This is a genomic window from Shinella sp. 838, from assembly GCF_029623935.1.
Classification (GTDB): Bacteria; Pseudomonadota; Alphaproteobacteria; order Rhizobiales; family Rhizobiaceae; genus Shinella.
On record NZ_JARSBQ010000008.1, the window covers coordinates 168,087 to 189,926 of the forward strand.

The following is a 21,840-nucleotide window of genomic DNA, read 5'->3' on the forward strand; positions in this document are numbered from 1 at the left end:
CCGAAACGGCACAGTTTTGAACCCCGGCGCCCATGACAGATGGGCGCCGGGGTTTTTCATGTGTGTGTCATCGTTTTACGACTTGTGACGCCTGTTAAAAAAGCGTTAACTTTTCTATGTGCCGCCCGGAACTCGCCTGTGGGCAATGGAAGCCTCCGCGCCCTGCGGGATTCCGGTGGAATCGGTGCCGGAATATGAGTCGTGTTATGAAGACACTGTCGATCGATGTGCGGCGCGCCGAGCCGCAGGACGCGCGCGCGATATCCGAGACGCATCGGGTATCGTGGCTGCAGGCCTATGGCGGCCTCATTCCGCACAAGCCGCTTATCCAGATGGTTGATCGCCGGGGTGAGACCTGGTGGCGCAAGGCGACACGCGGTCCTGCGACCTTGTTGGTGCTCGACGTTGCCGGCACGGTGGCGGGCTACGCTACGCTGGGCCTCAACCGTGCCCGCGCGCTGCCGCAGGAAGGCGAGGTCTACGAACTCTACCTGCGGCCGGAATATCAGGGTATCGGCCTCGGCCGCCTCCTCTTCGGTGAGGCGCGGCGGCTTCTGAAGTCGCTCGGCTGCCAGGGCATGATCGTCTGGTGCCTGGAAGACAGCGAGCATGCAGAGCGCTTCTTCCGCTCCGCCGGTGGGCGCGATATCGCCGAGGGCATGGAGAATTTCGGCGACAAGGAATTGAAGAAGCTCGGCTTCATCTGGCCCTGACGGATTCAGCGCCCCTATTCTGCGGTGCCGGGCAGGTGGCGCATCGGCTCGCCGGCCAGTTTCCCTCTTGATCCATGCCATTGCGGCTCGCTTACGCCGCAGGCGAAATCATGTGCTTCCTCGTCTGCCACCGTGCGGGCGAGCGCGTTGGCGTCCTTGTTCTCCAGCGCGTCGATATAGCCGACGACGCAGCTTTCCGGGTTTTCCGCCGTTGCGATTGTCGAGACGACGAGGACCTGGCCGTAGCGCGTGTCCGTATCGCTGGTCGTTTCCGGGTCGGAGACGAACCAGCGTACGATGGTCGCCACGGGCTTACCTGCCGCAATCCGCCATTCGATCTTGGCATTGGTGTGGTTGAACGGGCCGAAGCTCTCGAAGGCCTCATCGAGATAGGCCTTGCTGATCGGGCCATAGGCCTGGCTCTGGCGCAGGTCGCCTTCCTTGAAGTAGACGGGAAAACCCTTGTAGCCGGCGCATTCGAGGGTGATGCTCGGGCCTTCATCCTCCTGCGAAAGCGTCTTGCAGGCATCGAGGTTGCGGTCGGAATAGGCGCTTTCGTTGGCCTTGGCGGCCGAAGCGGCGAGGGTTGCCACAAAGAGAAGGGATATCAGGCGCATGGATCATCATCCTCCGGTCTTCAAGGAGACGGAGAAGGCGCGCCGTCTATTCGCCTGCGGCGAAAGTCATGTTGCGCTGCAATGGGATTCGCATTAGGAAGCCCGCGAACAGAACCATTCCACCTGAGGGAGCCCCCCATGCGTATCGATGCGATTTCCGTTGGCAAGAACCCGCCGGATGACGTGAACGTCATTGTCGAGGTGCCGGTCGGCGGCCATCCGATCAAGTACGAGATGGACAAGGAAGCCGGCGCGCTCGTCGTCGACCGTTTCCTCTACACGCCGATGACCTATCCGGGCAATTACGGCTTCGTGCCGCATACGCTTTCGGAAGACGGCGACCCGATCGACGTCCTGATCGCCAACACCCGCCCGCTCGTTCCGGGCTGCGTGATCAACGTGCGCCCGATCGGCGTACTGGTCATGGAAGACGATGGCGGCAAGGACGAGAAGATCATCGCCGTGCCGGTGCCGAAGCTGACGCGCCGCTACGACAAGGTCGAAAACTACACCGACCTGCCGGAAATCACCCTGAAGCAGATCGAGCACTTCTTCTCGCACTACAAGGATCTGGAACCCGGCAAGTGGGTGAAGATCGCAGGCTGGGAAGACGTCAAGGTCGCCAAGAAGATGATCCTCGAAGCGGTCGATCGCTACAACGCGCAGAAGTAAGCGATCTTACTGCGCTGCCGCGCTCTCGAGCATGAACATGATGTCCTCCGGGTCGCCCTCGATCCGGAGGATTTTCTTTCTCTGGGTATCGCCGCTCAGGAGGCTGACTGCCGATTTCGGCACGCCGGCCGCCTTGGCGATCAGGGCAAGCAGTGCCTTGTTGGCTTTGCCCTTGTCCGGCGGGTCGCTGACACGCACCTTCAGGTAACAGGCGCCGTCACTGCTTGTATCCCAGCCGTCGATCGCGTCGCGCCCACCATTCGGCGTGAGCCGCACGGTCAGGCGCACATGGTAGGCGTCTTGGCGCCGCAAGGCGGCGCCGGGTGCCTGCGTCACAGGACGGCGGGCGCCAGAACGCTGCGGATCACCTGCTCCAGGAAGAACAGGATGACGAGCACGACGAGCGGCGAAAGGTCGACGCCGCCGAAGTTCGGCAGAACGCGGCGGATCGGGCGGTAGATCGGCTCCGTCAGCTGATACAGCGAGCGGCCGATGGTGGCGATCACCTGATTGTTCGCGTTGATGACGTTGAAGGCATAGAGCCAGGAGAAGATCGCCGAGGCGATCACCAGGAACCACGCTATGCTGATGATGAACAATAGGGTGTTGATGACCGCTATCATTGATGTCTCCAATTGGTTTCGTCTCGACATGTAGCCATTGCGCGCCCTGCCAGCAAGGCCGGGCGCTGGGCGGTGCGGCAACATGTTTAATGGTGCGGGCCCGGCACGGATGTGAAACGGTCGTCCAGATTTGCCGGACGTAGGCTCAGGCCTCGTGGAAGATGCGCTTGAGGAAGGAGGTCATCCAGAGGCGGAGCGCCGCATCGTGCAGGAGGCGTCCGTCGAGATGGGCGCGACCGACCTGAGCGCCCGGTAGCTCGAAGCGATGCGCGCCGTGCACCACCCAGCGATGCATCATGGCGAGCGTCAGCTCGCCGTGGAACTGGATGCCCCAGGCATTGTCGCCGTAGCGGAAGGCCTGGTTCTCGTAGTGATGGCCGGTGGCGAGCAGCGTTGTGTCCCGCGGCAGGTCGAAGCCCTCGCGATGGAACTGGTAGACCATGTCCGGCCAAGGCATCAGCGCCGTGCCCGCCTCGGTCGCCGCCAGCGGATACCAGCCGATCTCCGTCCAGCCTTCCGCATGGCCGAAAACCGTGCCGCCGAGATTCTTCACCAGCATCTGTGCGCCGAGGCAGATGCCAAGGAAGGGGCGGTTCTCGGCAAGGGGGACGGAGAGCCAGTCGATCTCCGCGCGCACATAGGCCTCGTCGTCATTGGCGCTCATCGGCCCGCCAAAGACGACGGCGCCCGCATGCTGCGACAATGTGGCGGGCAGTGGATCGCCGAGCACGGGGCGGCGGATGTCCAGCGCATGGCCCATCGTCTGGAGGATCTGCCCGACGCGGCCGGGGCTGGAGGTCTCCTGGTGCAGAACGATCAGGACGGGGCGCCTGCGGCGCGGCGTGCGGGGAAAATCGAGCATGCTCAGCCTTCGTCCGGTTCCTCCGGGCCTGTCGCCGCGCCGACCCGTTCGGCCACTTCCTGCCGCTTCATGATGCGCTCCCGGCCGGAGACGCCGAGCAGGTCCGCGATGCGCCAGATGGCGTGGTCCTCCATCTCGCTGCGCTCGCCGTCGGCATAGACGATCTCCCAGAGCAGGCCGATCAGATCGACGCGCTGCTCCTCCGAAAGCTGGCGTTTCAGTTCCGAGGTGAAGCGGAAGAAGTCGATCGCTTCGCTCTCCGCATCGGTACCGGCAGCGACCAGCGCATCGAGCTCGCTCTCGTCGAGGCCGTAGAACTCCTTGAAGCGGGCGCGCAACGCCCTTTTCTCGACATCGAGAATCTTGCCGTCTGCTTCCATCACCTGGATGCAAAGCGCCATGACGGCGACCCGGGGGTCGTCGGCGGCAAAGGCCGGCCTGTCACCGCCGGAAAGGCTCGCCAGAAACTGCTGCAAGCGTTCGAACATTCAGTGTCGCCCCGTTCCTCAAGCCCTATGAGATTTCCGCCTCTTTCCGATAGGCGGAATCCTTGTCTTCATGCGCAATTGTTCTAGAACAAGCGGAAGCCGCTTGTTCCGTCCCGTTTGACCGCACCTTCCTTGACGCCCGGATCATCCGGCAGACCGAAGAACGGGCGCTCGTCCTCCTCGATGGCCACCGTCTCCCTGACCTTTTCCGGTGTCGCAGCCTTCACCGGTGCAGCCTCCACCACCGTGGCGACGACGACGGGTTTCTGGACGACTTCCGCGGTCTCGACCCTGGTTGCCTCTTCGGCCCGCCTGACGGGCCTGCTCTCGATAGCGAGCGGCGGCAGGGTGCGGATAGCCTCGTCGACGGTGGCGGTCGAGCCTTCCTCGATCGGTCCATCGAGCGGGCTGACCGGCGTCTTCCATTCGAAGGCGTCGAGATGGCCCGTGACCGGCGAGACGGCCCGCCACTCCGGTGCGGTGATGCCGTCGGCGGTCCAGGCTGGATCGCGCGGCGCCTTCAACGCCTGGTTCATCCAGTGGCGGATGCGGCCCTGGTCGCCCGTCTCGGCATCCTCGATATCGGCAAGCAGCAGGAAGGCGCTTTCGCGGGGCGCCAAGCGGGCAGCCGCTTCGGCCTTGCCGCGGGCAAGCGCGAAGTCGCGGGTTTCCAGCGCGGTTTCAGCGACGGCATAGAGTGCTTCGGCATTGTTCGGGCGTATCGCTTCAAGCTTTTCCGCCCGTTTCAGGCGGTCTGTCGCCGAATCGCCGCTGCGGGCACGGACATAGAGTTTCGCGACATCGCCGTGTGCGGTCGCCTTCCAGAGTTTTTCGAGGATGGCGGCGGCCTTGCGCAGGTTGTCCTCGCGCAGATAGGCCTTGGCCGCGATGAGGCCGGCGGGCACGAAATTCTCGTCGAGCTTCAGCGCCTGCTGGGCATCCTCGCGCGCGCCCTTGGGGTCGGCATCGAGCCTGGCGCCGGCGCGGGCGGTGAGCAGCACGACCTTGCGGCGGGTATAGGTCTTCTTTTCCTCGGCCGAGCCGGAACGGCCGTCGCCGAGAAGCTTCAGAGCCTCATCCCAGTCTCCTGCCTCGGAGCGGTATTCCAGCGCGGCTTCCGCCGCCCAGGGAAGCTGCGGCGCCTTTTCCGCGGCGCGCTCGGCATATTGCCGTGCAGCCTCGTTCGCGCCGAGCCGGCGGGCTTCGAGATAGAGGCCGCGCAAGCCGAGTTCACGTGTTTCGGGATCGTCCGCCATCAGTTCGAATTTCCGACGGGCGTCGTCGTAGCGACCCTCGATCATCGCCGCCTGCGCTTCGAGCAGATGGATGAGCGGCTCCTGGTCGGCACTCAGGAGGCCCTTGGTGCGACCCAGCATCTTTCGCGCCCCGGCGGCATCGCCGGCACCGGCGGCGATCAGGCCGGTGGAAAGCGCCTGGTAGCCACGGTCGCGCTTGCGGGCGCGGAAATAGCGCTGGATGGAGTGCGGCGAGGTCCAGACGACGCGCACGATCCACCAGGAGAACATCACGGCGGCGACCAGCGAGACGACGAGGGTGGCGGCGACCATCAGGCTCATGTCGGCGCGCTGGCCTTGCCAGATGATGGAGAGTTCGCCGGGGCGATCGGCAAGCCAGGCGAAGCCGGCGGCAAGCGCGAGGACGAAGAGGGCGAAGACCAGAATGCGAATCATGAAGCCTGTCTCCTCAGCCCTGGTTGCCGGTGGCGCCTGTGGTCGTGCCATTCAGGGCGCCGGAAACAACGGCGCCGATCAGGCCTTCCACGCTGACACGTTCATCGAGCTTGCGCTTGTAGTCGGTCGCTGCGGCCTGACCCTTTTCCGGCAGGGTCTGCCATTCGATCTGCGCACCCTTGAAGTCGCCGTTCTGCAGCTTGTTCTCGATGCGGGCGACCACCGCTTCCGGCGTGTCGCCCTCGATGCTGCCGACGGGACGCACGCGGATCGCCGAGGCGGCGCTCGACATCAGGCGGTTGAAGATGCCCTCGTCGCCGTCCGGCTGGTGCACGGCGTCGAGAATGGCATCCGCCGTCGGCTGGAAATCACGCACGAGATCCGAGCGTGCCGAAACACCGATGGCGGCATGTTCGCGCAGGCCCGCAAGGGAGGGATCGTCCGGCGCAATGCTTGCGAAGGCCTCCAGTTCGGCGAGATACGGACCGCCGCGGTCGATCGCGGTCTTCAGGGCGCTCGCGGCAACGGCCCGCGCCATTTCGATGTCGCTGCGCGGCTCGTCGAGCTTCTGCTCGGCGGCGGCGATGCGTTCGGTGAGCTGGCTTTCCGTCGCACTGACCGCTTCTGCGGTGCGCGCCATGGCCTCGCGCAGCGTCGCAAGCTCTGTCGTGAGGCGGGTCACGTCGCCTTCGAGTTTGCTGACGGCTTCAGGGTTTGCACCTTGCGCGCTCGTGCCATCACCGGCCGATTTTTCCAGTGCGGCGATCCGCGTTTCGATCGGCTGGAGATCGACCGGGCTTGTGGCTGGGGCCTCGGAAAACCGCGTCTTCAGCGCCTCGACTTCGTTTGCCAGGGTGGACACGGCGTCGGATTGGCCGGAACGGTCGGGCCCGAGTGCCGGCAAGTAGCCGCCATATTGCAGGCTGCCGGCGCCGAGAAGTGCGATCAGGCCACCCAGGATGCCGGCGGCCAGCGTACCGGCATTGCTGCGCTGCGGTGAAGGTTGCGTTTCGGCGCGCGCCGGTTCCTCATAGGTCGTGCGGGCAGGCTCGATCGGCTCGGCTTTTTCTTCGACGGGCTCGGCGGCGGTTTCCGTTGTCGCGGTATCAGCCGCTTCCGCTGCCTGGTTTTCCAGCGTTTCGGCCTTTGCCGCTTCCTCGGCTGCCAGCGTTTCGTTGCTGACGGAGGCGGGAACCGCTTCGAGATCGATTGTCACGGGCTCGTCGCCTGCCTTCTTGCGACGGGACGGGGTTTCCGGTTCCATGGCGGCCTCCTCGCGTTCATGTGCATTGCATTAAACGTAGACAGGGAAGGCAGCGAGGGAAAGACCCTTGCGGCAAATTCGTCCGTCGCCGCCCGCCTTCGCCCCTTGCTCTTACAGCAAATCCAGCAGGCTTTCCTCGTTGGGCAAGGACGCGACGACAGTCGATGCGGCAAAGCGCTGCGGCACGGCTTTGGCGACATTCGCGCTCATGCAGAGCATCAGGGTGGACAGGAAGCGCTCGGGAATTTCCACGAGCGGGGAGAGTTTGAAGAAGGCCCGCGCGCTTTCGCCGGAATAGAACAGCACGGCATCCGGCACCGGCTTGAGAAGGGCCGCCTCCGCATCCGTGCGCCGGGGAACGACTGATACCATGCGGTAGGCTTCCACGGTGCGGAACGGGATGCCGGCTTCGGCAAGGCGCGCCTCGAAGCCCTGTGCGCGCGGCAGGCCGGCGAGATAGAGGATCGGTTCGGCCGGCATGCCGAAATCCCGGCAATGCGTGATGATCATCTCGGCAAGGTCCCTGCCGTCCCCGCCGGGGGTGAGCACGGTGCGGAAGCCGGCCGCGCTCGCGGCATCCGCAGAAGCACGCCCGACCGAAAAGACCGTGGTCAGGAGGTGGCGGTCGAGCGTTTCACCGAGATGAGCGAAGAGGCGCGCGACCTCGGCGCTGGTGATGGCGATGGCCGAATGCCGCTCTGCGAGCGCTGCTTTCACCGCATCGAGGTCGTGTTCGGGCTTCGACAGCGGCAGGCAGGCGGTCTCGTGGCCCAGCGCCGCGAGCTTGCGGGCGGTCCGGGCCGCCGCCTGTTGCGGGCGAAGGACGAGAACGCGCACGGATCAGCCCCAGCTTTCGAAGAAATCCGCTCCCGCCTTGTCGCGGATCGCCTGCCCCGCCGCTTCGCCAAGCCGGCCGGCTTCGTTTGCCGAGCCGCTCGTCTCGATCTCGTGGAACCGGCTGCCGTCAGGCGTCAGGATCATGCCGCGGAACTGGAGATGTTCGCCCTCGACCGTCGCATAGCCGGCAATCGGCGTGCGACAGGAGCCGTCGAGCGTGGCAAGGAAACCGCGTTCGCAGGAGACGGCCGCGCGCGTCGCGCGGTCGTCGATGGCTGCAAGCAGGCTTTCTGTCTGCGCATCGCCGATGCGGCTTTCGATACAGATCGCGCCCTGTGCCGGAGCGGGGGGGAAGGAGACGGGATCGAGGATCTCCGTCGGCACGTCCGGCTTGCCGAGGCGCTTCAGCCCCGCATAGGCGAGCAGCGTTGCGTCCGCCTGGCCTTCGGCGAGCTTGCCGAGGCGGGTATCGACCTGGCCGCGGAAGACGATGACATTGATATCGGGCCGAAGACGGCGGATGAGCGCCTGGCGGCGAAGCGAGGCGGAACCGACGGTCGCGCCCTGCGGCAGGTCGAGGAGGCGGGCGGCGCTGCGGCCGATGAACGCATCGCGCACGTCCTCGCGCGGCAGGAAGGCCGAGAGATGCAAACCCTCCGGCAGCTTCGTCGGCATGTCCTTGGAGGAGTGTACGGCGAAATCGAGCTCGCCGGAGGAAAGCTGCGCCTCGATCTCCTCTGTGAACAGGCCCTTGCCGCCGATCAGCGCCAGCGAACGGTCGGTGATACGGTCGCCCTTCGTTGAAAGCACGACGATCTCGAACATGTCTTCCGGCAGGCCGTGGGCAGCCATCAGGCGTGAGCGGGTCTCGTAGGCTTGGGCGAGCGCCAGCGGGCTACCCCGTGTGCCGATCCTGAAAGGTTTTGTTTGCATCCGCCTTGATCCGTTGTTACCGGGATGTCTCGTAACCGGGTTTCCGGCCCATCGCAATCAATTCCCAAGTGCTACATGTCGTCCCATCTGACCATTCTGGGCATCGAAACGAGCTGCGACGAGACCGCGGCGTCCGTCGTCGTGCGTGATGCCGAAGGCCGGGGCGAGATTCTTGGCGAGGTGGTGCTGAGCCAGCTCGAGGAACACAGCGCCTATGGCGGCGTGGTGCCGGAGATTGCCGCGCGCGCCCATGTGGAAGCGCTGGACAGCCTGATTTGCGAGGCCTTGCTACGGGCCGGCCGCTCGCTCGAGGATGTCGATGCCATTGCCGCGACCAGCGGCCCGGGGCTGATCGGCGGCCTCATCGTCGGGCTGATGACCGGCAAGGCGATCGCCCGGGCGACGGGCAAGCCGCTCTACGCCGTCAACCATCTCGAAGGTCATGCGCTGACGGCGCGGCTGACGGACGGGCTCTCCTTTCCCTATCTCATGCTGCTCGTTTCCGGTGGTCACACGCAGCTCGTGCTGGTGCGCGGCGTCGACGACTACGAGCGCTGGGGCACGACGATCGACGATGCGCTCGGCGAAGCCTTCGACAAGACGGCCAAGCTGCTCGGCCTGCCCTATCCCGGTGGGCCAGCGGTGGAGCGCATGGCGAAGGCGGGCAATCCGGAGCGCTTCACCTTCCCGCGGCCGCTCGTCGGCGAGGCGCGGCTTGATTTTTCCTTTTCCGGCCTCAAGACGGCGGTGCGGCAGGCCGCGCAGTCGATCGAACCGGTGACGGAGCGGGACATCGCCGATATCTGCGCCTCCTTCCAGCGCGCCGTCTCGCGCACGCTGAAGGACCGTATCGGCCGCGGTCTCGAGCGCTTCCGCACGCTGTTTCCGGATGCCGGGGCGCCGGCGCTGGTCGTTGCCGGTGGGGTGGCGGCCAATGCAGAGCTGCGTGCGACGCTGCAGGCGCTGTGCGACAAGCAGAAATTCCGCTTCATCGCGCCGCCGCTGGCGCTGTGCACCGACAATGCGTCCATGATCGCCTGGGCGGGGCTGGAGCGTATGGCGGCCGGTTTTCCGCCCGATGACCTTGCCGTCGCGCCGCGTTCGCGCTGGCCGCTTGACCGCGAGGCGGTAACCGTTCTCGGATCCGGCAAGCGGGGAGCCAAGGCATGAGCACCAGTCCGAGGATTGCCGTCGTTGGTGCAGGCGCCTTCGGGACGGCGCTGGCGAGCGTGGCCGCGGCAAGCGGCGGTGACGTCACCCTGATCGGCCGCGACAAGGCGGCCGTCGATCTGATGTGCACCTCGCGGCGCAACGAAAAGGCGCTGCCCGGCATCGACCTGCCGCCGGCGCTTTCCTTCAGTGCCGATGCGGAGGCGATCCGCGGTGCGGGTATCGTGCTGTTCGCCATGCCCTCGCAGGCCCAGCGTGATGCGGCGCGGTCCCTTGCGCCCCTGCTTGCGCCGGGTGCGGCTGTGGTGATCTGCGCCAAGGGCATGGAAAAGGGCACCGGGCGGTTGCTGACGGAGGTTCTGGAGGAAGAGCTTCCCGGCCGCGAGATCGCCGTGCTTTCCGGCCCCGGCTTTGCAGCCGACATCGCGAAAGGCCTGCCGACGGCGATGGTGGCCGCCGCGCGTACCGCCGAAACCGGCGCGGCGCTGGCGCAGGCCCTTTCGGGACCGACATTCCGGCTCTACCCTTCGACCGATCGCATCGGCGTTCAGCTCGGCGGCGCGCTGAAGAATGTGCTGGCGATCGCCTGCGGCATCATCGAAGGCGCCGAACTCGGCGATTCGGCACGGGCGGCGCTGATTTCGCGTGGACTTGCGGAGCTGTCCCGCTTCGTCGCGGCCCATGGCGGGGAGGGCATAACGGTCACCGGGCTCTCTGGCCTCGGCGACCTCGTGCTGACGGGAACGAGCCACCAGTCGCGCAATTTGCGTTTCGGCATCGCGCTCGGCCGTCATGGCAACGCCGCCGGCTGGTCGGGCGATCTCGTGGAAGGCGCCTTTGCCGCCTCGGTCGCATCCGGTGTTGCCGCTGAAAAGGGTATCGACATGCCGATCACCGATGCGGTCGCCCGCATCATCGACGGCAGCCTCGACGTGAAGACCGCCATAGGGCAGCTGATGACGCGCCCGATCACCCAGGAATGACAGAGCGGCCAGGAACAGCCCGGAACAGAAAAAGGATCGTTTCATGCATTTCGCATTTCTCTGCCAGGACAAGCCCGGTGCGCTGCAGGTGCGCCTCGATACGCGCCCGGATCACCTCGCCTACCTGACCGGCCTCAATGTCGACGGCAAGCTCGCCTTCGCCGGTCCCTTCCTCGGCGATGATGGCAAGCCGACCGGCAGCCTGGTGGTGGTCAAGGCGGAGACGATCGAAGAGGCCCGGCAGATCGCCGAAAACGATCCCTACGCCAAGGCCGGCCTTTTCGCCTCTGTCGAGGTAAAGGCCTGGAACTGGGTCTTCAACAATCCGGAGGCCTGATTTTCCATGGCATACTGGCTCTACAAGTCCGAACCCTTCAAATGGTCCTGGCAGATGCAGAAGGATGCCGGCGAGGTGGGCACCGAATGGACGGGCGTACGCAACTATCTCGCGCGCAACCACATGCGGGCGATGACGATCGGCGACAAGGGCTTCTTCTACCACTCCAACGAGGGATTGGAGATCGTCGGCATCACCGAGGTCTGCGCGCTTTCGCATCCCGATTCGACGGCCGGTGAAGACCCGCGCTGGGATTGCGTCGATATCCGCGCCGTGCGCGACATGCCCAAGCCCGTCTCGCTGAAGGACGTCAAGGCCAACCCGAAGCTGGCCAACATGTCGCTCGTCACCTCCATGCGTCTTTCGGTGCAGCCGGTGACCGAGGAAGAGTGGATCGAGGTCTGCCGCATGGGCGGTCTCGACAAGCCGCCGCGCTGATGGTTCGGCCCTTCGCCCGCCACATTGCTTTCCTTAGAGGCCGACGCCGCGGAGCGATGTTTCCGTGAAGACGGATCCCGAGGTCTTCATTCGCGACAACACCGACGTGCTCTCTCCGCCGCATGTGCCGGAGGTGAGGCTGCGGCTTGCCACGGAGGCGCATGACCTCTGGCTGAAGACCGAGGAGGAGCTGCAGGAGATCGGCCTGCCGCCGCCCTTCTGGGCGTTCGCCTGGGCGGGCGGACAGGGGCTTGCCCGGCACATTCTGGATCATCCCGCCCTGGTGACCGGAAAATCGGTGCTGGATTTTGCCAGCGGTTCCGGCCTTGTCGGCATCGCGGCGCGGCTCTCCGGTGCCTCATCCGTGCTGGCGGCCGATATCGACCCCTGGAGTGAAGCAGCTGTTCGCCTGAACGCCATCCTGAATGGTGTCGACCTCATCCACACTGCGGAAAACATGATCGGCCGGGACGAGGGCTGGGAGGTCGTGCTAGCCGGCGATGTCTTCTATGACCGCGGTTTTGCGGATGTGCTCATTCCCTGGTTCTCGACGCTAGCGGCGCGGGGCGCCATGGTGCTCGTCGGCGACCCCGGCCGGGCCTACTGCCCGCGCGAGCGCATGGAGGCGCTCGCCACCTATACGGTGCCGGTGACACGGGCGCTGGAGGACAGCGAGGTCAAGAAGACGACGGTCTGGCGCTTTGGCGTAATCCCGCAAAAGGCGTAATGCTTTGCCCGACCGTCAAAGGCCCGGGCGGATGACGCAGACGCCGGCTTCCCACGAGCAGCCGTTCTGGCCTGGCGTCACCACAATGACTTTCGGTCCGTGGTTCTCGGCCAGGGGAGCATCGAACAGGTCGTCATAGTAACGCTCCCGATCGATGTAGAAGTAGATACTGTTGCCCTTGTCGCGATAGGCGGAGATGGCGCCGCCGTAGAAATTGCGGTCCTTGCGCCAGTGGCGATCGCGATGCCGCTCGACCCGGCGATCGTCGCGGTAGCGATCGCGTGGCCGCCATTGGCGGTGCTCACGCCGTTCGATGCTGCGGCCGATGAAGCTGCCTTTCGACCAGTCCGCGTCGGAATTGTCCGACCAGCCGGTATCGGAGGTGCGGTCGCGGGCCGCGACGGGCGTCATGCCGCCGGCCGCAAGGGCGACCGCAAGTGCTAGAACTTTGGTCGCATGGGGCGCTGAAAACAGAGTCATTCTGTCGTGCCTTCCGATTACGCTTAACAGATCCTTAACGGCAAGATGGGGCAGCGCCCGGCAAAAGTCACGGATTTGGTTATGATTTTTCCGGTTATCGTTAATTGGCGGAGCGTGTCCCGGAATGGCACAAAAGCGGCAGGCGCTTAATCGATTAAATTCATTTTGCACTGCAAGAAGGCTTGTGGTTCCGCTTTCCGGTGATTAAACGTCGCAATCACTGCATTGTGCACAACATACTGCAATTCCGGAGAAATTCTGTCCAGTTTATGGCTCTCCGGGGTTCCGTGAGGTTCAGATGGCGAATGTCACTCGAAGCCGGCCGCTCTCGCCGCATCTCCAAGTCTACAAGCCGATCCCGACGATGGTCATGTCCATCGTGCATCGCATAACCGGCGCCGCCCTTTACTTCGGCACGGTGCTCGTTGCCTGGTGGCTCATCGCCGCCGCTTCGGGCGAAGCCTATTTCGACTGGGTCAACTGGTTTTTCGGTGCGCTGATCGGGCGCCTCGTGCTCTTCGGCTACACCTGGGCGCTGATGCACCACATGCTGGGCGGTCTTCGCCACTTCATGTGGGACATGGGGCGCGGCTATGAAAAACACTTCAATACAAAGCTCGCCATCGCCACCCCGGTCGTCTCCGTCGCCCTGACGGTTTTGATCTGGATCGTCGGTTACCTGGCGCGCTGAGGAGAAACCCATGGACATGCGCACTCCCCTCGGCAAGGTTCGTGGTCTCGGCTCGGCCAAGGATGGCACGGAGCATTTCTGGCGCCAACGCCTGACGGCCGTTGCCAACGTTCCGCTTCTCTTGTTCTTCGTCGGCTTCCTGATCTGCTACAACGGCGCGTCCTATGCGGAAGTCACCGCGGCGCTGTCGAACCCGATCGTCGCCGTGCTCATGGGCCTTGTCGTCGTCTCCGGCCTCATCCACATGAAGCTCGGCATGCAGGTCATCATCGAGGACTACGTGCATGCGGAAGGCGTGAAGATCGCGCTCCTCATGCTCAACACCTTCTTCGCGATCCTGGTCGGCGGGCTCTGTCTTTTCGCCGTCCTCAAGATCGCCTTCGCAGGATAATCCATCATGGCAGCGAACTCCTCCCCGGCGGCCAACGGCAAGGCCTATACTTATGTGGACCACTCCTTCGACGTGATCGTCGTCGGTGCCGGCGGCGCCGGCCTGCGCGCCACGCTCGGCATGGCCGAACAGGGGCTCAAGACCGCCTGCATCACCAAGGTTTTCCCGACACGCTCGCACACGGTCGCTGCCCAGGGCGGCATCGCGGCCTCGCTCAGGAATATGACGCCGGACAGCTGGCAATGGCACCTCTACGACACAGTCAAGGGTTCCGACTGGCTCGGCGACGTCGATGCCATGCAGTATCTCGCCATGGAAGCGCCGAAGGCGGTCTATGAGCTGGAGCACTACGGCGTACCCTTCTCGCGCAATGCGGAAGGAAAAATCTACCAGCGGCCGTTCGGCGGCCACATGCAGAATTACGGTGAAGGCCCGCCGGTGCAGCGCACCTGCGCTGCCGCCGACCGGACCGGCCATGCCATCCTGCACACGCTCTACGGCCAGTCGTTGCGCAACAATGCGGAATTCTTCATCGAATATTTCGCGCTCGACCTGATCATGTCGGCCGATGGCCGCTGCACCGGCGTCGTCGCCTGGAACCTCGATGACGGCACGATCCACCGTTTCGCCGCCAAGATGGTGGTGCTGGCGACCGGCGGCTACGGTCGCGCCTATTTCTCGGCCACCTCGGCGCACACCTGCACGGGTGACGGCGGCGGCATGATCGCCCGCGCCGGCCTGCCGCTCCAGGACATGGAATTCGTCCAGTTCCACCCGACCGGCATCTATGGCGCCGGCTGCCTTATCACCGAGGGCGCGCGCGGCGAAGGCGGCTATCTCGTCAATTCGGAAGGCGAGCGCTTCATGGAGCGCTATGCGCCGTCGGCCAAGGACCTGGCGTCTCGCGACGTCGTCTCGCGCTGCATGACGATGGAGATCCGCGAAGGCCGCGGCGTCGGCAAGAACAAGGACCACATCTTCCTGCATCTCGACCATCTCGATCCCGCCGTGCTGCACGAGCGCCTGCCGGGCATTTCCGAGAGCGCGAAGATCTTTGCCGGCGTCGATGTGACGCGCGAGCCGATCCCGGTCCTGCCGACCGTGCACTACAATATGGGCGGCATTCCCACGAACTACTGGGGCGAAGTGCTGAACGCCGACAGCCAGAACCCGGAGCGCCTGGCGCCCGGCCTGATGGCGGTGGGCGAGGCCGGCTGCGCCTCGGTGCACGGCGCCAACCGTCTCGGCTCCAATTCGCTGATCGACCTTGTGGTCTTCGGCAGAGCCGCTGCGATCCGCGCCGGTCAGGTGATCGACCGCGCCGCCCCCGTTCCGGCACTCGACATCGCTGCCTGCGACAAGATCATGGACCGCTTCGATCGCCTGCGGAACGCCAATGGCGGCACGCCGACGGCAATCCTGCGCGACAAGATGCAGCGCACCATGCAGGACGACGCGGCCGTGTTCCGCACCCAGGAATCGCTCGAAAGCGGCTGCCGCCGCATGAGCGAGATCTGGAAGGAAATGCCCGACATCAAGGTCACCGACCGCTCGATGATCTGGAACTCCGATCTCGTCGAGACGCTGGAACTGGAAAACCTGATGGCCAACGCCATCACGACCGTCTACGGCGCCGAGGCCCGCAAGGAAAGCCGCGGCTCGCATGCCCGTGAAGACTATGTCGACGGCCCCTTCGCCGGCCGCGACGACGTCAACTGGCGCAAGCACACCCTGGCCTGGGTAAGCGAGGCGGGCGACGTCAAGCTCGACTATCGCCCTGTTCACACCGACCTTATCGCCGACGGCATCGATCCCCAGAAGATCGCGCCCAAGGCCCGCGTCTATTGATCCCGAGGAGAACAGGACATGGTTGAACTCGCTCTCCCGAAAAACTCGCAGATGACCGAAGGCAAGGTCTGGCCGAAGCCGGCCGGCGCCGCGAACACCCGCGAGTTCCGCATCTATCGCTGGAACCCCGACGACGGCAAGAACCCGTCGATCGACACGTTCTACATCGACGTCGACGATTGCGGCCCGATGGTGCTCGACGCGCTGCTCTATATCAAGAACAAGATCGATCCGACGCTGACGCTGCGCCGCTCCTGCCGCGAGGGTATCTGCGGTTCCTGCGCCATGAACATCGACGGCACCAACACGCTCGCCTGCACCAAGGGCATGGACGAGGTGAAGGGTGCGGTGAAGGTCTATCCGCTGCCGCATATGCCGGTCGTAAAAGATCTCGTTCCCGATCTCACCAACTTCTACGCCCAGCACCGTTCGATCGAGCCCTGGCTGAAAACCGTCTCGCCGACGCCGGCCAAGGAATGGAAGCAGAGCCATGAGGATCGTCTCAAGCTTGACGGCCTCTATGAGTGCATTCTCTGCGCCTGCTGCTCGACCTCCTGTCCGAGCTATTGGTGGAACGGCGACCGCTATCTCGGCCCGGCCGTCCTCCTCCAGGCCTATCGCTGGCTGATCGACAGCCGCGACGAAGCCACCGGCGAGCGCCTCGACAATCTGGAAGACCCCTTCCGCCTCTACCGCTGCCACACGATCATGAACTGCGCCCAGGCTTGCCCGAAGGGGTTGAACCCGGCGAAAGCGATCGGCGAAATCAAGAAGATGCTGGTCGAGCGCCGGCTCTGACCCATATGATAGGCATTCACGAAACGTGAGGAGGCGGCTCGACTATTCGGGCCGTTTCGTCTTGATTCGTGCGGGCGATTCACGTTAATTCGGCGGAAATTGCTGCATGGCAGCAGTATCGGGCAGATATCGGGAGTAACGACATGCGGATTCACCATGTGGCAGGCGGGCTGATGATGGCGCTTGCTCTGGCCGGTTGCCAGCGCACGTCGATGGACAGCGTCAACACGCAGCAGAATATTACGCCGCTGCAGGCCCAGCCGATCGGCAGCGTTTCCTCCAGCCAGCTGCCCGACCCGACGACGGACACGTCGCAGTTCCCGGAAAAGCCGACGACCGACACGGCCATGGCGACCGGAACGGGTGTTGCCGGCGGCGCGGCGGATGCGGCAGCTGCGACGGCGCTCGACGTCACCAAGGAATCCATGGTCGGCAACTGGCGTGTGGCAAGCGGCCCGTCTTCCTGCGACATGTTCCTGACGCTCACCAATCTCGGCAGCGGCTCGCGCGGTGGCACGCGTGGTTGCGCCGGCGAGCTGACGACGATGGGCTCCTGGGAAGTTGCCGGCAAGCAGGTCGTGTTGAAGGACCGCAACGGCAATTCCATTGCCCGCCTCTACAAGTCTGCAGACGCTCGCTTTGACGGCACGACCAATTCCGGCCAACCCGTCAGCCTTTCGCGCTGATCCCGTCCTTCCGACACCGACACGGATAAAACCCGCCCATGGGCAAGGACTGGGACAGCGGATCGACACATCCGGACCATGGCGTTTCGGATAGGCTGCAGGCCCTTGTCCAGAGCGGCGAGCTGAAGCCGGACCCGGCGCAGAAGGCCATGGCCGCGCGCTTCGACCGGCTGCTTCTCGACCTGCACGCCCAGCGCCCGGCGCGCAAATCCAGTGCGCTCGGCTGGCTCTTCGCCTCCCGCAAACCCGAAACTGTCAGCGCCCCCAAGGGCCTTTACATCTATGGCGGCGTCGGGCGTGGCAAGACCATGCTGATGGACATGTTCTTCGAGCTGGCGCGGGTGAAGCGCAAGCGTCGGGCGCATTTCCATGAGTTTATGGCCGACGTGCACGATCGCATCCACAAGCACCGCCAGAAGCTGAAGGCCGGGGAGACCAAGCAGGCCGATCCCGTACCGCCGGTGGCCGCAAGCCTCGTCGAGGAGGCGCGGCTGCTCTGCTTCGATGAGTTTTCCGTGACGGATATCGCCGATGCGATGATCCTCTCGCGCCTGTTCGGCGAGCTCTTCCAGCGCGGCTGCATCTTGGTGACGACATCGAACGTCGAGCCCGACAATCTCTACAAGGATGGCCTCAATCGCGGCTTGTTCCTGCCCTTCGTCGATCTCCTGAAACAATATGTCGAGATCGTTCCGCTGGATTCGCTGACGGATTACCGGCTGGAAAAGGACAGCGGCCTGCCGGTCTTCCGCTATCCGCTGACGCCGGAAGCCGACATGGCGATGGATGCGGCCTGGCGGCGCGAGGTGGCGGGCAAGCCGGTCGGTGCCGAGACGATCGCCTTCCGCGGCCGCAGCATAACGGTGCCGCAGGCATCAGCCCGGGCGGCGCGCTTTTCCTTCGCCGATCTCTGCCAGCGTCCGCTGGGGGCCGCCGACTATCTCGAAATCCTGTCGCGCTACGACACGCTGTTCGTCGACCACATCCCCTTGCTCGGCGCCGACAAGCGCAACGAGACCAAGCGCTTCATCAATCTCGTGGACACGGTCTACGACCATCGCGTCCGGCTGTTCGCCTCCGCGGCCGCCGCCCCGGAAGAGCTTCTGGTGACCCGCAAAGGCACCGAAGGTTTTGAATTCGATCGCACCGTCTCGCGCCTCATCGAGATCCGCAGCACGGAATATCTTGCAGATCATACGGCCCGATATGGCGATGACGTGACGAAAGTGTGACAGGAATTCTTACGTTTACGTAAGAATTTTTGCATCTAACCGATTGAAAAATTTCGATACAAAAGTATGTGTTGAATTTTTAACCCGAGGGGCGTAAGCCCTTGCGCCGAAAGGTCCCGCAATTGCGACATTGGGGGCCTGTTGATCGGAGCAAGAGGAAGCTTTTCATGGCCCGCAAGAAGATCGCACTTATTGGTTCTGGAATGATCGGTGGCACGCTGGCGCATCTCGCCGGCCTGAAGGAGCTGGGCGACATCGTCCTCTTCGACATCGCCGACGGCATTCCGCAGGGTAAGGGCCTCGACATTGCCCAGTCCTCGCCGGTCGAAGGCTTCAATGCCTCGCTGACGGGCGCCAGCGACTACGCCGCCATCGAAGGCGCTGATGTCTGCATCGTCACCGCCGGTGTTGCCCGCAAGCCCGGCATGAGCCGCGATGACCTGCTCGGCATCAACCTCAAGGTCATGGAACAGGTCGGCGCGGGCATCAAGAAGTACGCGCCGAACGCCTTCGTCATCTGCATCACCAACCCGCTCGACGCGATGGTCTGGGCGCTGCAGAAGTTTTCGGGCCTGCCGAAGAACATGGTCGTCGGCATGGCCGGGGTGCTGGACTCGGCGCGCTTCCGTCTTTTCCTCTCGGAAGAATTCAAGGTTTCCGTGCAGGACGTCACCGCCTTCGTTCTCGGTGGCCATGGCGACACGATGGTGCCGCTCGCCCGTTACTCCACCGTTGCCGGCATCCCGCTGACCGACCTCGTCAAGATGGGCTGGGTCACCAAGGAGCGCCTCGAAGAGATCATCCAGCGCACCCGTGACGGCGGCGCCGAAATCGTCGGCCTGCTCAAGACCGGCTCGGCCTACTATGCTCCGGCCGCTTCGGCGATCGAGATGGCCGAATCCTTCCTCAAGGACAAGAAGCGTGTCCTGCCCGTCGCCGCCCATCTCTCGGGCCAGTACGGCGTCAAGGACATGTATGTCGGCGTTCCCACGGTCATCGGTGCCGGCGGCGTCGAGCGCATCGTCGAAATCGACCTCAACAAGGCCGAACAGGAAGCCTTCGACAAGTCGGTCGCAGCCGTTGCCGGCCTGTGCGAAGCCTGCATCAACATCGCGCCCGCGCTGAAGTAATCCCGGCTCTTTTGTTTCACGCAATTCCAGCAGGTCCTGCTGGAATTGCTCAGACAGGATTTATCCCATGAACATTCATGAATATCAGGCCAAGGCTCTGCTCAAGAGCTTTGGCGCACCGGTCGCCGAAGGCGTCGCGATCTTCTCCGCCGACGAGGCGGAAGCGGCTGCCAAGTCGCTCCCCGGCCCGCTCTACGTGGTCAAGAGCCAGATCCATGCCGGCGGTCGCGGCAAGGGCAAGTTCAAGGAGCTTGGCCCGGACGCCAAGGGCGGCGTTCGCCTCGCTTTCTCGATCGACGAAGCCAAGGCCCACGCCAAAGACATGCTCGGCAACACGCTCGTCACCGCGCAGACCGGCGAAGCCGGCAAGCAGGTGAACCGCCTCTACATCGAGGACGGCGCCGACATCGACCGCGAACTCTATCTCTCACTGCTCGTCGATCGCTCGGTCGGCCAGGTTGCCTTCGTCGTTTCGACCGAAGGCGGCATGGACATCGAGGCTGTTGCCCATGACACGCCGGAGAAGATCCTCACCGTCGCGATCAACCCGGAAGCCGGTGTCACCGCCGACGATCTGGCGAAGCTCACCTCGGCGCTGAAGCTCGAAGGCGAAGCCAAGGCGGATGCCGAAAAACTCTTCCCGATCCTCTACAAGGCCTTTGTCGAGAAGGACATGAGCCTGCTCGAGATCAACCCGTTAATCGTCATGAAGAACGGCCGCGTGCGCGTTCTCGACGCCAAGGTGTCCTTCGACGGCAACGCGCTGTTCCGCCACGACGACATCAAGGCGCTGCGCGACGAGACCGAAGAAGACGCCAAGGAAATTGAAGCCTCCAAGTGGGACCTCGCTTACGTGGCGCTCGACGGCAACATCGGCTGCATGGTCAACGGTGCCGGCCTTGCCATGGCGACGATGGACATCATCAAGCTCTACGGCAAGGAGCCGGCGAACTTCTGCGACGTCGGCGGTGGCGCCGGCAAGGAGAAGGTCGCGGCCGCCTTCAAGATCATCACGGCCGACCCGAAGGTCGAGGGCATCCTCGTCAACATCTTCGGCGGCATCATGAAGTGCGACGTCATCGCTGAAGGCGTGGTCGCAGCCGTGCAGGAAGTCGGCCTCAAGGTTCCGCTGGTCGTTCGTCTCGAAGGCACGAATGTCGAGCTTGGCAAGAAGATCCTGAACGAATCCGGCATGGCGATCACCGCCGCCGACGATCTGGACGATGCTGCCAAGAAGATCGTCGCCGCGATCAACGGCTAACCTGAAGGACCAGACCTCATGTCGATTCTCGTCAACAAGAACACCAAGGTCCTCGTTCAGGGCCTGACCGGCAAGACCGGGACCTTCCACACCGAACAGGCGCTCGCCTATTACGGCACGCAGATGGTCGGCGGCATCCACCCGAAGAAGGGTGGCGAAACCTGGACCGGCTCGAAGGGCGAAAGCCTGCCGATCTTCGCTTCCGTCGCCGAAGGCCGCGAAAAGACCGGTGCCGACGCATCCGTGATCTACGTTCCGCCGGCAGGCGCCGCGGACGCGATCATCGAGGCGATCGAAGCGGAAATCCCGTTCATCACCTGCATCACCGAAGGTATCCCGGTTGCCGACATGGTGCGCGTCAAGGCTCGCCTCGACCGCTCCTCCTCACGTCTGCTCGGCCCGAACTGCCCCGGCATCCTGACGCCGGAAGAATGCAAGATCGGCATCATGCCGGGCTCGATCTTCCGCAAGGGCTCCGTCGGTATCGTTTCGCGCTCCGGCACGCTGACCTATGAAGCGGTCTTCCAGACCTCCAACGAAGGCCTCGGCCAGACTACGGCCGTCGGCATCGGCGGCGACCCGGTCAAGGGCACGGAATTCATCGATGTGCTGGAGATGTTCCTGGCGGACGACGCCACGACCTCGATCATCATGATCGGCGAAATCGGCGGCTCGGCTGAAGAAGATGCGGCACAGTTCCTCATCGACGAAGCCAAGAAGGGCCGCAAGAAGCCGATGGCTGGCTTCATCGCGGGCCGTACCGCTCCGAAGGGCCGCACCATGGGTCATGCCGGCGCTGTCGTTTCCGGCGGCAAGGGTGACGCGGAATCCAAGATCGCGGCGATGGAAGCTGCAGGCATCCGCGTTTCGCCTTCGCCGGCGCGTCTCGGCAAGACGCTGGTCGAAGTGCTGAAGGGCTGAGAAACGAAACTGGGATTGGCCGGCTGAAAACGCCGGCCGATCCATCT

The 21,840-nt window shown here is 64.2% G+C and carries 26 protein-coding genes; 16 read left to right on the plus strand and 10 right to left on the minus strand.

Annotated features, from left to right (window positions below):
* The first annotated feature begins 206 nt into the window (after positions 1-206).
* Complete coding sequence (locus tag P9A16_RS22450; protein ID WP_023512151.1) at positions 207-713, plus strand: GNAT family N-acetyltransferase; 507 nt, start codon at positions 207-209, stop codon at positions 711-713.
* Between the two features lie 14 nt (positions 714-727).
* On the opposite strand, the gene P9A16_RS22455 is transcribed toward P9A16_RS22450, so the two are convergent.
* Complete coding sequence (locus P9A16_RS22455; protein ID WP_024271122.1) at positions 728-1,330, minus strand: hypothetical protein; 603 nt, start codon at positions 1,328-1,330, stop codon at positions 728-730.
* 138 nt (positions 1,331-1,468) lie between these two features.
* Here P9A16_RS22455 and ppa point away from each other — a divergent pair, with 138 nt between their 5' ends.
* Positions 1,469-2,002: an inorganic diphosphatase gene (gene ppa, locus P9A16_RS22460; protein WP_024271123.1), complete on the plus strand. Its 534-nt coding sequence runs from the start codon at positions 1,469-1,471 to the stop codon at positions 2,000-2,002.
* A 6-nt stretch (positions 2,003-2,008) separates the two neighbouring features.
* Here ppa and P9A16_RS22465 read toward each other — a convergent pair whose 3' ends face one another.
* The 8 genes from P9A16_RS22465 to hemC all read right to left on the minus strand — a co-directional run bounded on the left by P9A16_RS22465 (position 2,009) and on the right by hemC (position 8,700).
* A complete protein-coding gene (locus P9A16_RS22465) occupies positions 2,009-2,338 on the minus strand; it encodes a DUF167 family protein (RefSeq protein WP_024271124.1) in 330 nt (109 codons plus the stop codon).
* Positions 2,335-2,625, minus strand: coding sequence for a YggT family protein (locus P9A16_RS22470; protein WP_024271125.1), 291 nt, complete (start codon positions 2,623-2,625; stop codon positions 2,335-2,337). The genes P9A16_RS22465 and P9A16_RS22470 overlap by 4 nt, the downstream gene beginning before the upstream one ends.
* A 145-nt stretch (positions 2,626-2,770) precedes the next feature.
* Positions 2,771-3,487 carry a glutamine amidotransferase gene (locus tag P9A16_RS22475; protein WP_023515702.1) on the minus strand — a complete coding sequence of 239 codons (717 nt, stop codon included), beginning with the start codon at positions 3,485-3,487 and terminating at the stop codon, positions 2,771-2,773.
* A gap of 2 nt (positions 3,488-3,489) precedes the next feature.
* A complete protein-coding gene (locus P9A16_RS22480) occupies positions 3,490-3,975 on the minus strand; it encodes a tellurite resistance TerB family protein (RefSeq protein WP_023515703.1) in 486 nt (161 codons plus the stop codon).
* Positions 3,976-4,058: 83 nt separating this feature from the next.
* The gene (locus P9A16_RS22485) at positions 4,059-5,666 is read right to left on the minus strand and encodes a heme biosynthesis protein HemY (protein ID WP_023515704.1); all 1,608 of its coding nucleotides are present in this window, start codon (positions 5,664-5,666) and stop codon (positions 4,059-4,061) included.
* Positions 5,667-5,679: 13 nt separating this feature from the next.
* Entirely contained in the window at positions 5,680-6,930 is a 1,251-nt protein-coding gene (locus P9A16_RS22490) for a COG4223 family protein (protein WP_023515705.1), read from the minus strand.
* A 111-nt stretch (positions 6,931-7,041) separates the two neighbouring features.
* A complete protein-coding gene (locus P9A16_RS22495) occupies positions 7,042-7,767 on the minus strand; it encodes a uroporphyrinogen-III synthase (RefSeq protein WP_023515706.1) in 726 nt (241 codons plus the stop codon).
* 3 nt (positions 7,768-7,770) lie between these two features.
* Positions 7,771-8,700 carry a hydroxymethylbilane synthase gene (gene hemC, locus P9A16_RS22500; RefSeq protein WP_023515707.1) on the minus strand — a complete coding sequence of 310 codons (930 nt, stop codon included), beginning with the start codon at positions 8,698-8,700 and terminating at the stop codon, positions 7,771-7,773.
* Between the two features lie 75 nt (positions 8,701-8,775).
* Here hemC and tsaD point away from each other — a divergent pair, with 75 nt between their 5' ends.
* From tsaD to P9A16_RS22525, 5 genes are all read left to right on the plus strand, one after another.
* Positions 8,776-9,870: a tRNA (adenosine(37)-N6)-threonylcarbamoyltransferase complex transferase subunit TsaD gene (tsaD, locus tag P9A16_RS22505; protein ID WP_023515708.1), complete on the plus strand. Its 1,095-nt coding sequence runs from the start codon at positions 8,776-8,778 to the stop codon at positions 9,868-9,870.
* Positions 9,867-10,853 (plus strand): NAD(P)H-dependent glycerol-3-phosphate dehydrogenase, encoded by a 987-nt coding sequence (locus tag P9A16_RS22510; protein ID WP_024271126.1) that lies wholly within the window; start codon positions 9,867-9,869, stop codon positions 10,851-10,853. The genes tsaD and P9A16_RS22510 overlap by 4 nt, the downstream gene beginning before the upstream one ends.
* 43 nt (positions 10,854-10,896) lie before the next feature.
* Entirely contained in the window at positions 10,897-11,190 is a 294-nt protein-coding gene (locus P9A16_RS22515; RefSeq protein ID WP_023516507.1) for a YciI-like protein, read from the plus strand.
* A 6-nt stretch (positions 11,191-11,196) separates the two neighbouring features.
* Positions 11,197-11,628, plus strand: a complete 432-nt coding sequence (locus tag P9A16_RS22520; protein WP_023516506.1) for an EVE domain-containing protein — start codon at positions 11,197-11,199, stop codon at positions 11,626-11,628.
* Positions 11,629-11,692: 64 nt separating this feature from the next.
* Positions 11,693-12,355: a class I SAM-dependent methyltransferase gene (locus P9A16_RS22525; RefSeq protein ID WP_023516505.1), complete on the plus strand. Its 663-nt coding sequence runs from the start codon at positions 11,693-11,695 to the stop codon at positions 12,353-12,355.
* 15 nt (positions 12,356-12,370) lie between these two features.
* Here the strand turns inward: P9A16_RS22525 and P9A16_RS22530 are convergent, their stop codons facing one another.
* Entirely contained in the window at positions 12,371-12,835 is a 465-nt protein-coding gene (locus P9A16_RS22530) for a hypothetical protein (RefSeq protein ID WP_024271127.1), read from the minus strand.
* Positions 12,836-13,133: 298 nt separating this feature from the next.
* On the opposite strand from P9A16_RS22530, the gene sdhC reads away from it, so the two are divergent.
* From sdhC to sucD, 9 genes are all read left to right on the plus strand, one after another.
* Positions 13,134-13,526, plus strand: a complete 393-nt coding sequence (sdhC, locus tag P9A16_RS22535) for a succinate dehydrogenase, cytochrome b556 subunit (RefSeq protein ID WP_024271128.1) — start codon at positions 13,134-13,136, stop codon at positions 13,524-13,526.
* A 10-nt stretch (positions 13,527-13,536) separates the two neighbouring features.
* Entirely contained in the window at positions 13,537-13,917 is a 381-nt protein-coding gene (gene sdhD, locus P9A16_RS22540; RefSeq protein WP_023514882.1) for a succinate dehydrogenase, hydrophobic membrane anchor protein, read from the plus strand.
* A 6-nt stretch (positions 13,918-13,923) separates the two neighbouring features.
* Positions 13,924-15,765, plus strand: a complete 1,842-nt coding sequence (sdhA, locus tag P9A16_RS22545; protein WP_023514883.1) for a succinate dehydrogenase flavoprotein subunit — start codon at positions 13,924-13,926, stop codon at positions 15,763-15,765.
* An 18-nt stretch (positions 15,766-15,783) separates the two neighbouring features.
* The gene (locus P9A16_RS22550) at positions 15,784-16,563 is read left to right on the plus strand and encodes a succinate dehydrogenase iron-sulfur subunit (protein WP_023514884.1); all 780 of its coding nucleotides are present in this window, start codon (positions 15,784-15,786) and stop codon (positions 16,561-16,563) included.
* Between the two features lie 143 nt (positions 16,564-16,706).
* The gene (locus P9A16_RS22555; protein ID WP_023514885.1) at positions 16,707-17,249 is read left to right on the plus strand and encodes an AprI/Inh family metalloprotease inhibitor; all 543 of its coding nucleotides are present in this window, start codon (positions 16,707-16,709) and stop codon (positions 17,247-17,249) included.
* 38 nt (positions 17,250-17,287) lie between these two features.
* Positions 17,288-18,481 carry a cell division protein ZapE gene (zapE, locus tag P9A16_RS22560; RefSeq protein WP_023514886.1) on the plus strand — a complete coding sequence of 398 codons (1,194 nt, stop codon included), beginning with the start codon at positions 17,288-17,290 and terminating at the stop codon, positions 18,479-18,481.
* 167 nt (positions 18,482-18,648) lie between these two features.
* Positions 18,649-19,611, plus strand: a complete 963-nt coding sequence (mdh, locus tag P9A16_RS22565; RefSeq protein ID WP_023514887.1) for a malate dehydrogenase — start codon at positions 18,649-18,651, stop codon at positions 19,609-19,611.
* Positions 19,612-19,678: 67 nt separating this feature from the next.
* Entirely contained in the window at positions 19,679-20,872 is a 1,194-nt protein-coding gene (gene sucC / locus P9A16_RS22570) for an ADP-forming succinate--CoA ligase subunit beta (RefSeq protein ID WP_278025941.1), read from the plus strand.
* A gap of 18 nt (positions 20,873-20,890) precedes the next feature.
* Complete coding sequence (sucD, locus tag P9A16_RS22575) at positions 20,891-21,793, plus strand: succinate--CoA ligase subunit alpha (RefSeq protein WP_023514889.1); 903 nt, start codon at positions 20,891-20,893, stop codon at positions 21,791-21,793.
* Positions 21,794-21,840: the final 47 nt, after the last annotated feature.

Coding starts and splice junctions, on each gene's coding strand:
- P9A16_RS22450 (WP_023512151.1), top strand. CDS start 207: ATGAAGACACTGTCGATCGATGTGCGGCGCGCCGAGCCGCAGGACGCG.
- P9A16_RS22455 (WP_024271122.1), bottom strand. CDS start 1,330: ATGCGCCTGATATCCCTTCTCTTTGTGGCAACCCTCGCCGCTTCGGCC.
- ppa (WP_024271123.1), top strand. CDS start 1,469: ATGCGTATCGATGCGATTTCCGTTGGCAAGAACCCGCCGGATGACGTG.
- P9A16_RS22470 (WP_024271125.1), bottom strand. CDS start 2,625: ATGATAGCGGTCATCAACACCCTATTGTTCATCATCAGCATAGCGTGG.
- P9A16_RS22475 (WP_023515702.1), bottom strand. CDS start 3,487: ATGCTCGATTTTCCCCGCACGCCGCGCCGCAGGCGCCCCGTCCTGATC.
- P9A16_RS22480 (WP_023515703.1), bottom strand. CDS start 3,975: ATGTTCGAACGCTTGCAGCAGTTTCTGGCGAGCCTTTCCGGCGGTGAC.
- P9A16_RS22485 (WP_023515704.1), bottom strand. CDS start 5,666: ATGATTCGCATTCTGGTCTTCGCCCTCTTCGTCCTCGCGCTTGCCGCC.
- P9A16_RS22490 (WP_023515705.1), bottom strand. CDS start 6,930: ATGGAACCGGAAACCCCGTCCCGTCGCAAGAAGGCAGGCGACGAGCCC.
- hemC (WP_023515707.1), bottom strand. CDS start 8,700: ATGCAAACAAAACCTTTCAGGATCGGCACACGGGGTAGCCCGCTGGCG.
- tsaD (WP_023515708.1), top strand. CDS start 8,776: ATGTCGTCCCATCTGACCATTCTGGGCATCGAAACGAGCTGCGACGAG.
- P9A16_RS22510 (WP_024271126.1), top strand. CDS start 9,867: ATGAGCACCAGTCCGAGGATTGCCGTCGTTGGTGCAGGCGCCTTCGGG.
- P9A16_RS22515 (WP_023516507.1), top strand. CDS start 10,897: ATGCATTTCGCATTTCTCTGCCAGGACAAGCCCGGTGCGCTGCAGGTG.
- P9A16_RS22520 (WP_023516506.1), top strand. CDS start 11,197: ATGGCATACTGGCTCTACAAGTCCGAACCCTTCAAATGGTCCTGGCAG.
- P9A16_RS22530 (WP_024271127.1), bottom strand. CDS start 12,835: ATGACTCTGTTTTCAGCGCCCCATGCGACCAAAGTTCTAGCACTTGCG.
- sdhC (WP_024271128.1), top strand. CDS start 13,134: ATGGCGAATGTCACTCGAAGCCGGCCGCTCTCGCCGCATCTCCAAGTC.
- sdhD (WP_023514882.1), top strand. CDS start 13,537: ATGGACATGCGCACTCCCCTCGGCAAGGTTCGTGGTCTCGGCTCGGCC.
- sdhA (WP_023514883.1), top strand. CDS start 13,924: ATGGCAGCGAACTCCTCCCCGGCGGCCAACGGCAAGGCCTATACTTAT.
- P9A16_RS22550 (WP_023514884.1), top strand. CDS start 15,784: ATGGTTGAACTCGCTCTCCCGAAAAACTCGCAGATGACCGAAGGCAAG.
- P9A16_RS22555 (WP_023514885.1), top strand. CDS start 16,707: ATGCGGATTCACCATGTGGCAGGCGGGCTGATGATGGCGCTTGCTCTG.
- zapE (WP_023514886.1), top strand. CDS start 17,288: ATGGGCAAGGACTGGGACAGCGGATCGACACATCCGGACCATGGCGTT.
- mdh (WP_023514887.1), top strand. CDS start 18,649: ATGGCCCGCAAGAAGATCGCACTTATTGGTTCTGGAATGATCGGTGGC.
- sucC (WP_278025941.1), top strand. CDS start 19,679: ATGAACATTCATGAATATCAGGCCAAGGCTCTGCTCAAGAGCTTTGGC.
- sucD (WP_023514889.1), top strand. CDS start 20,891: ATGTCGATTCTCGTCAACAAGAACACCAAGGTCCTCGTTCAGGGCCTG.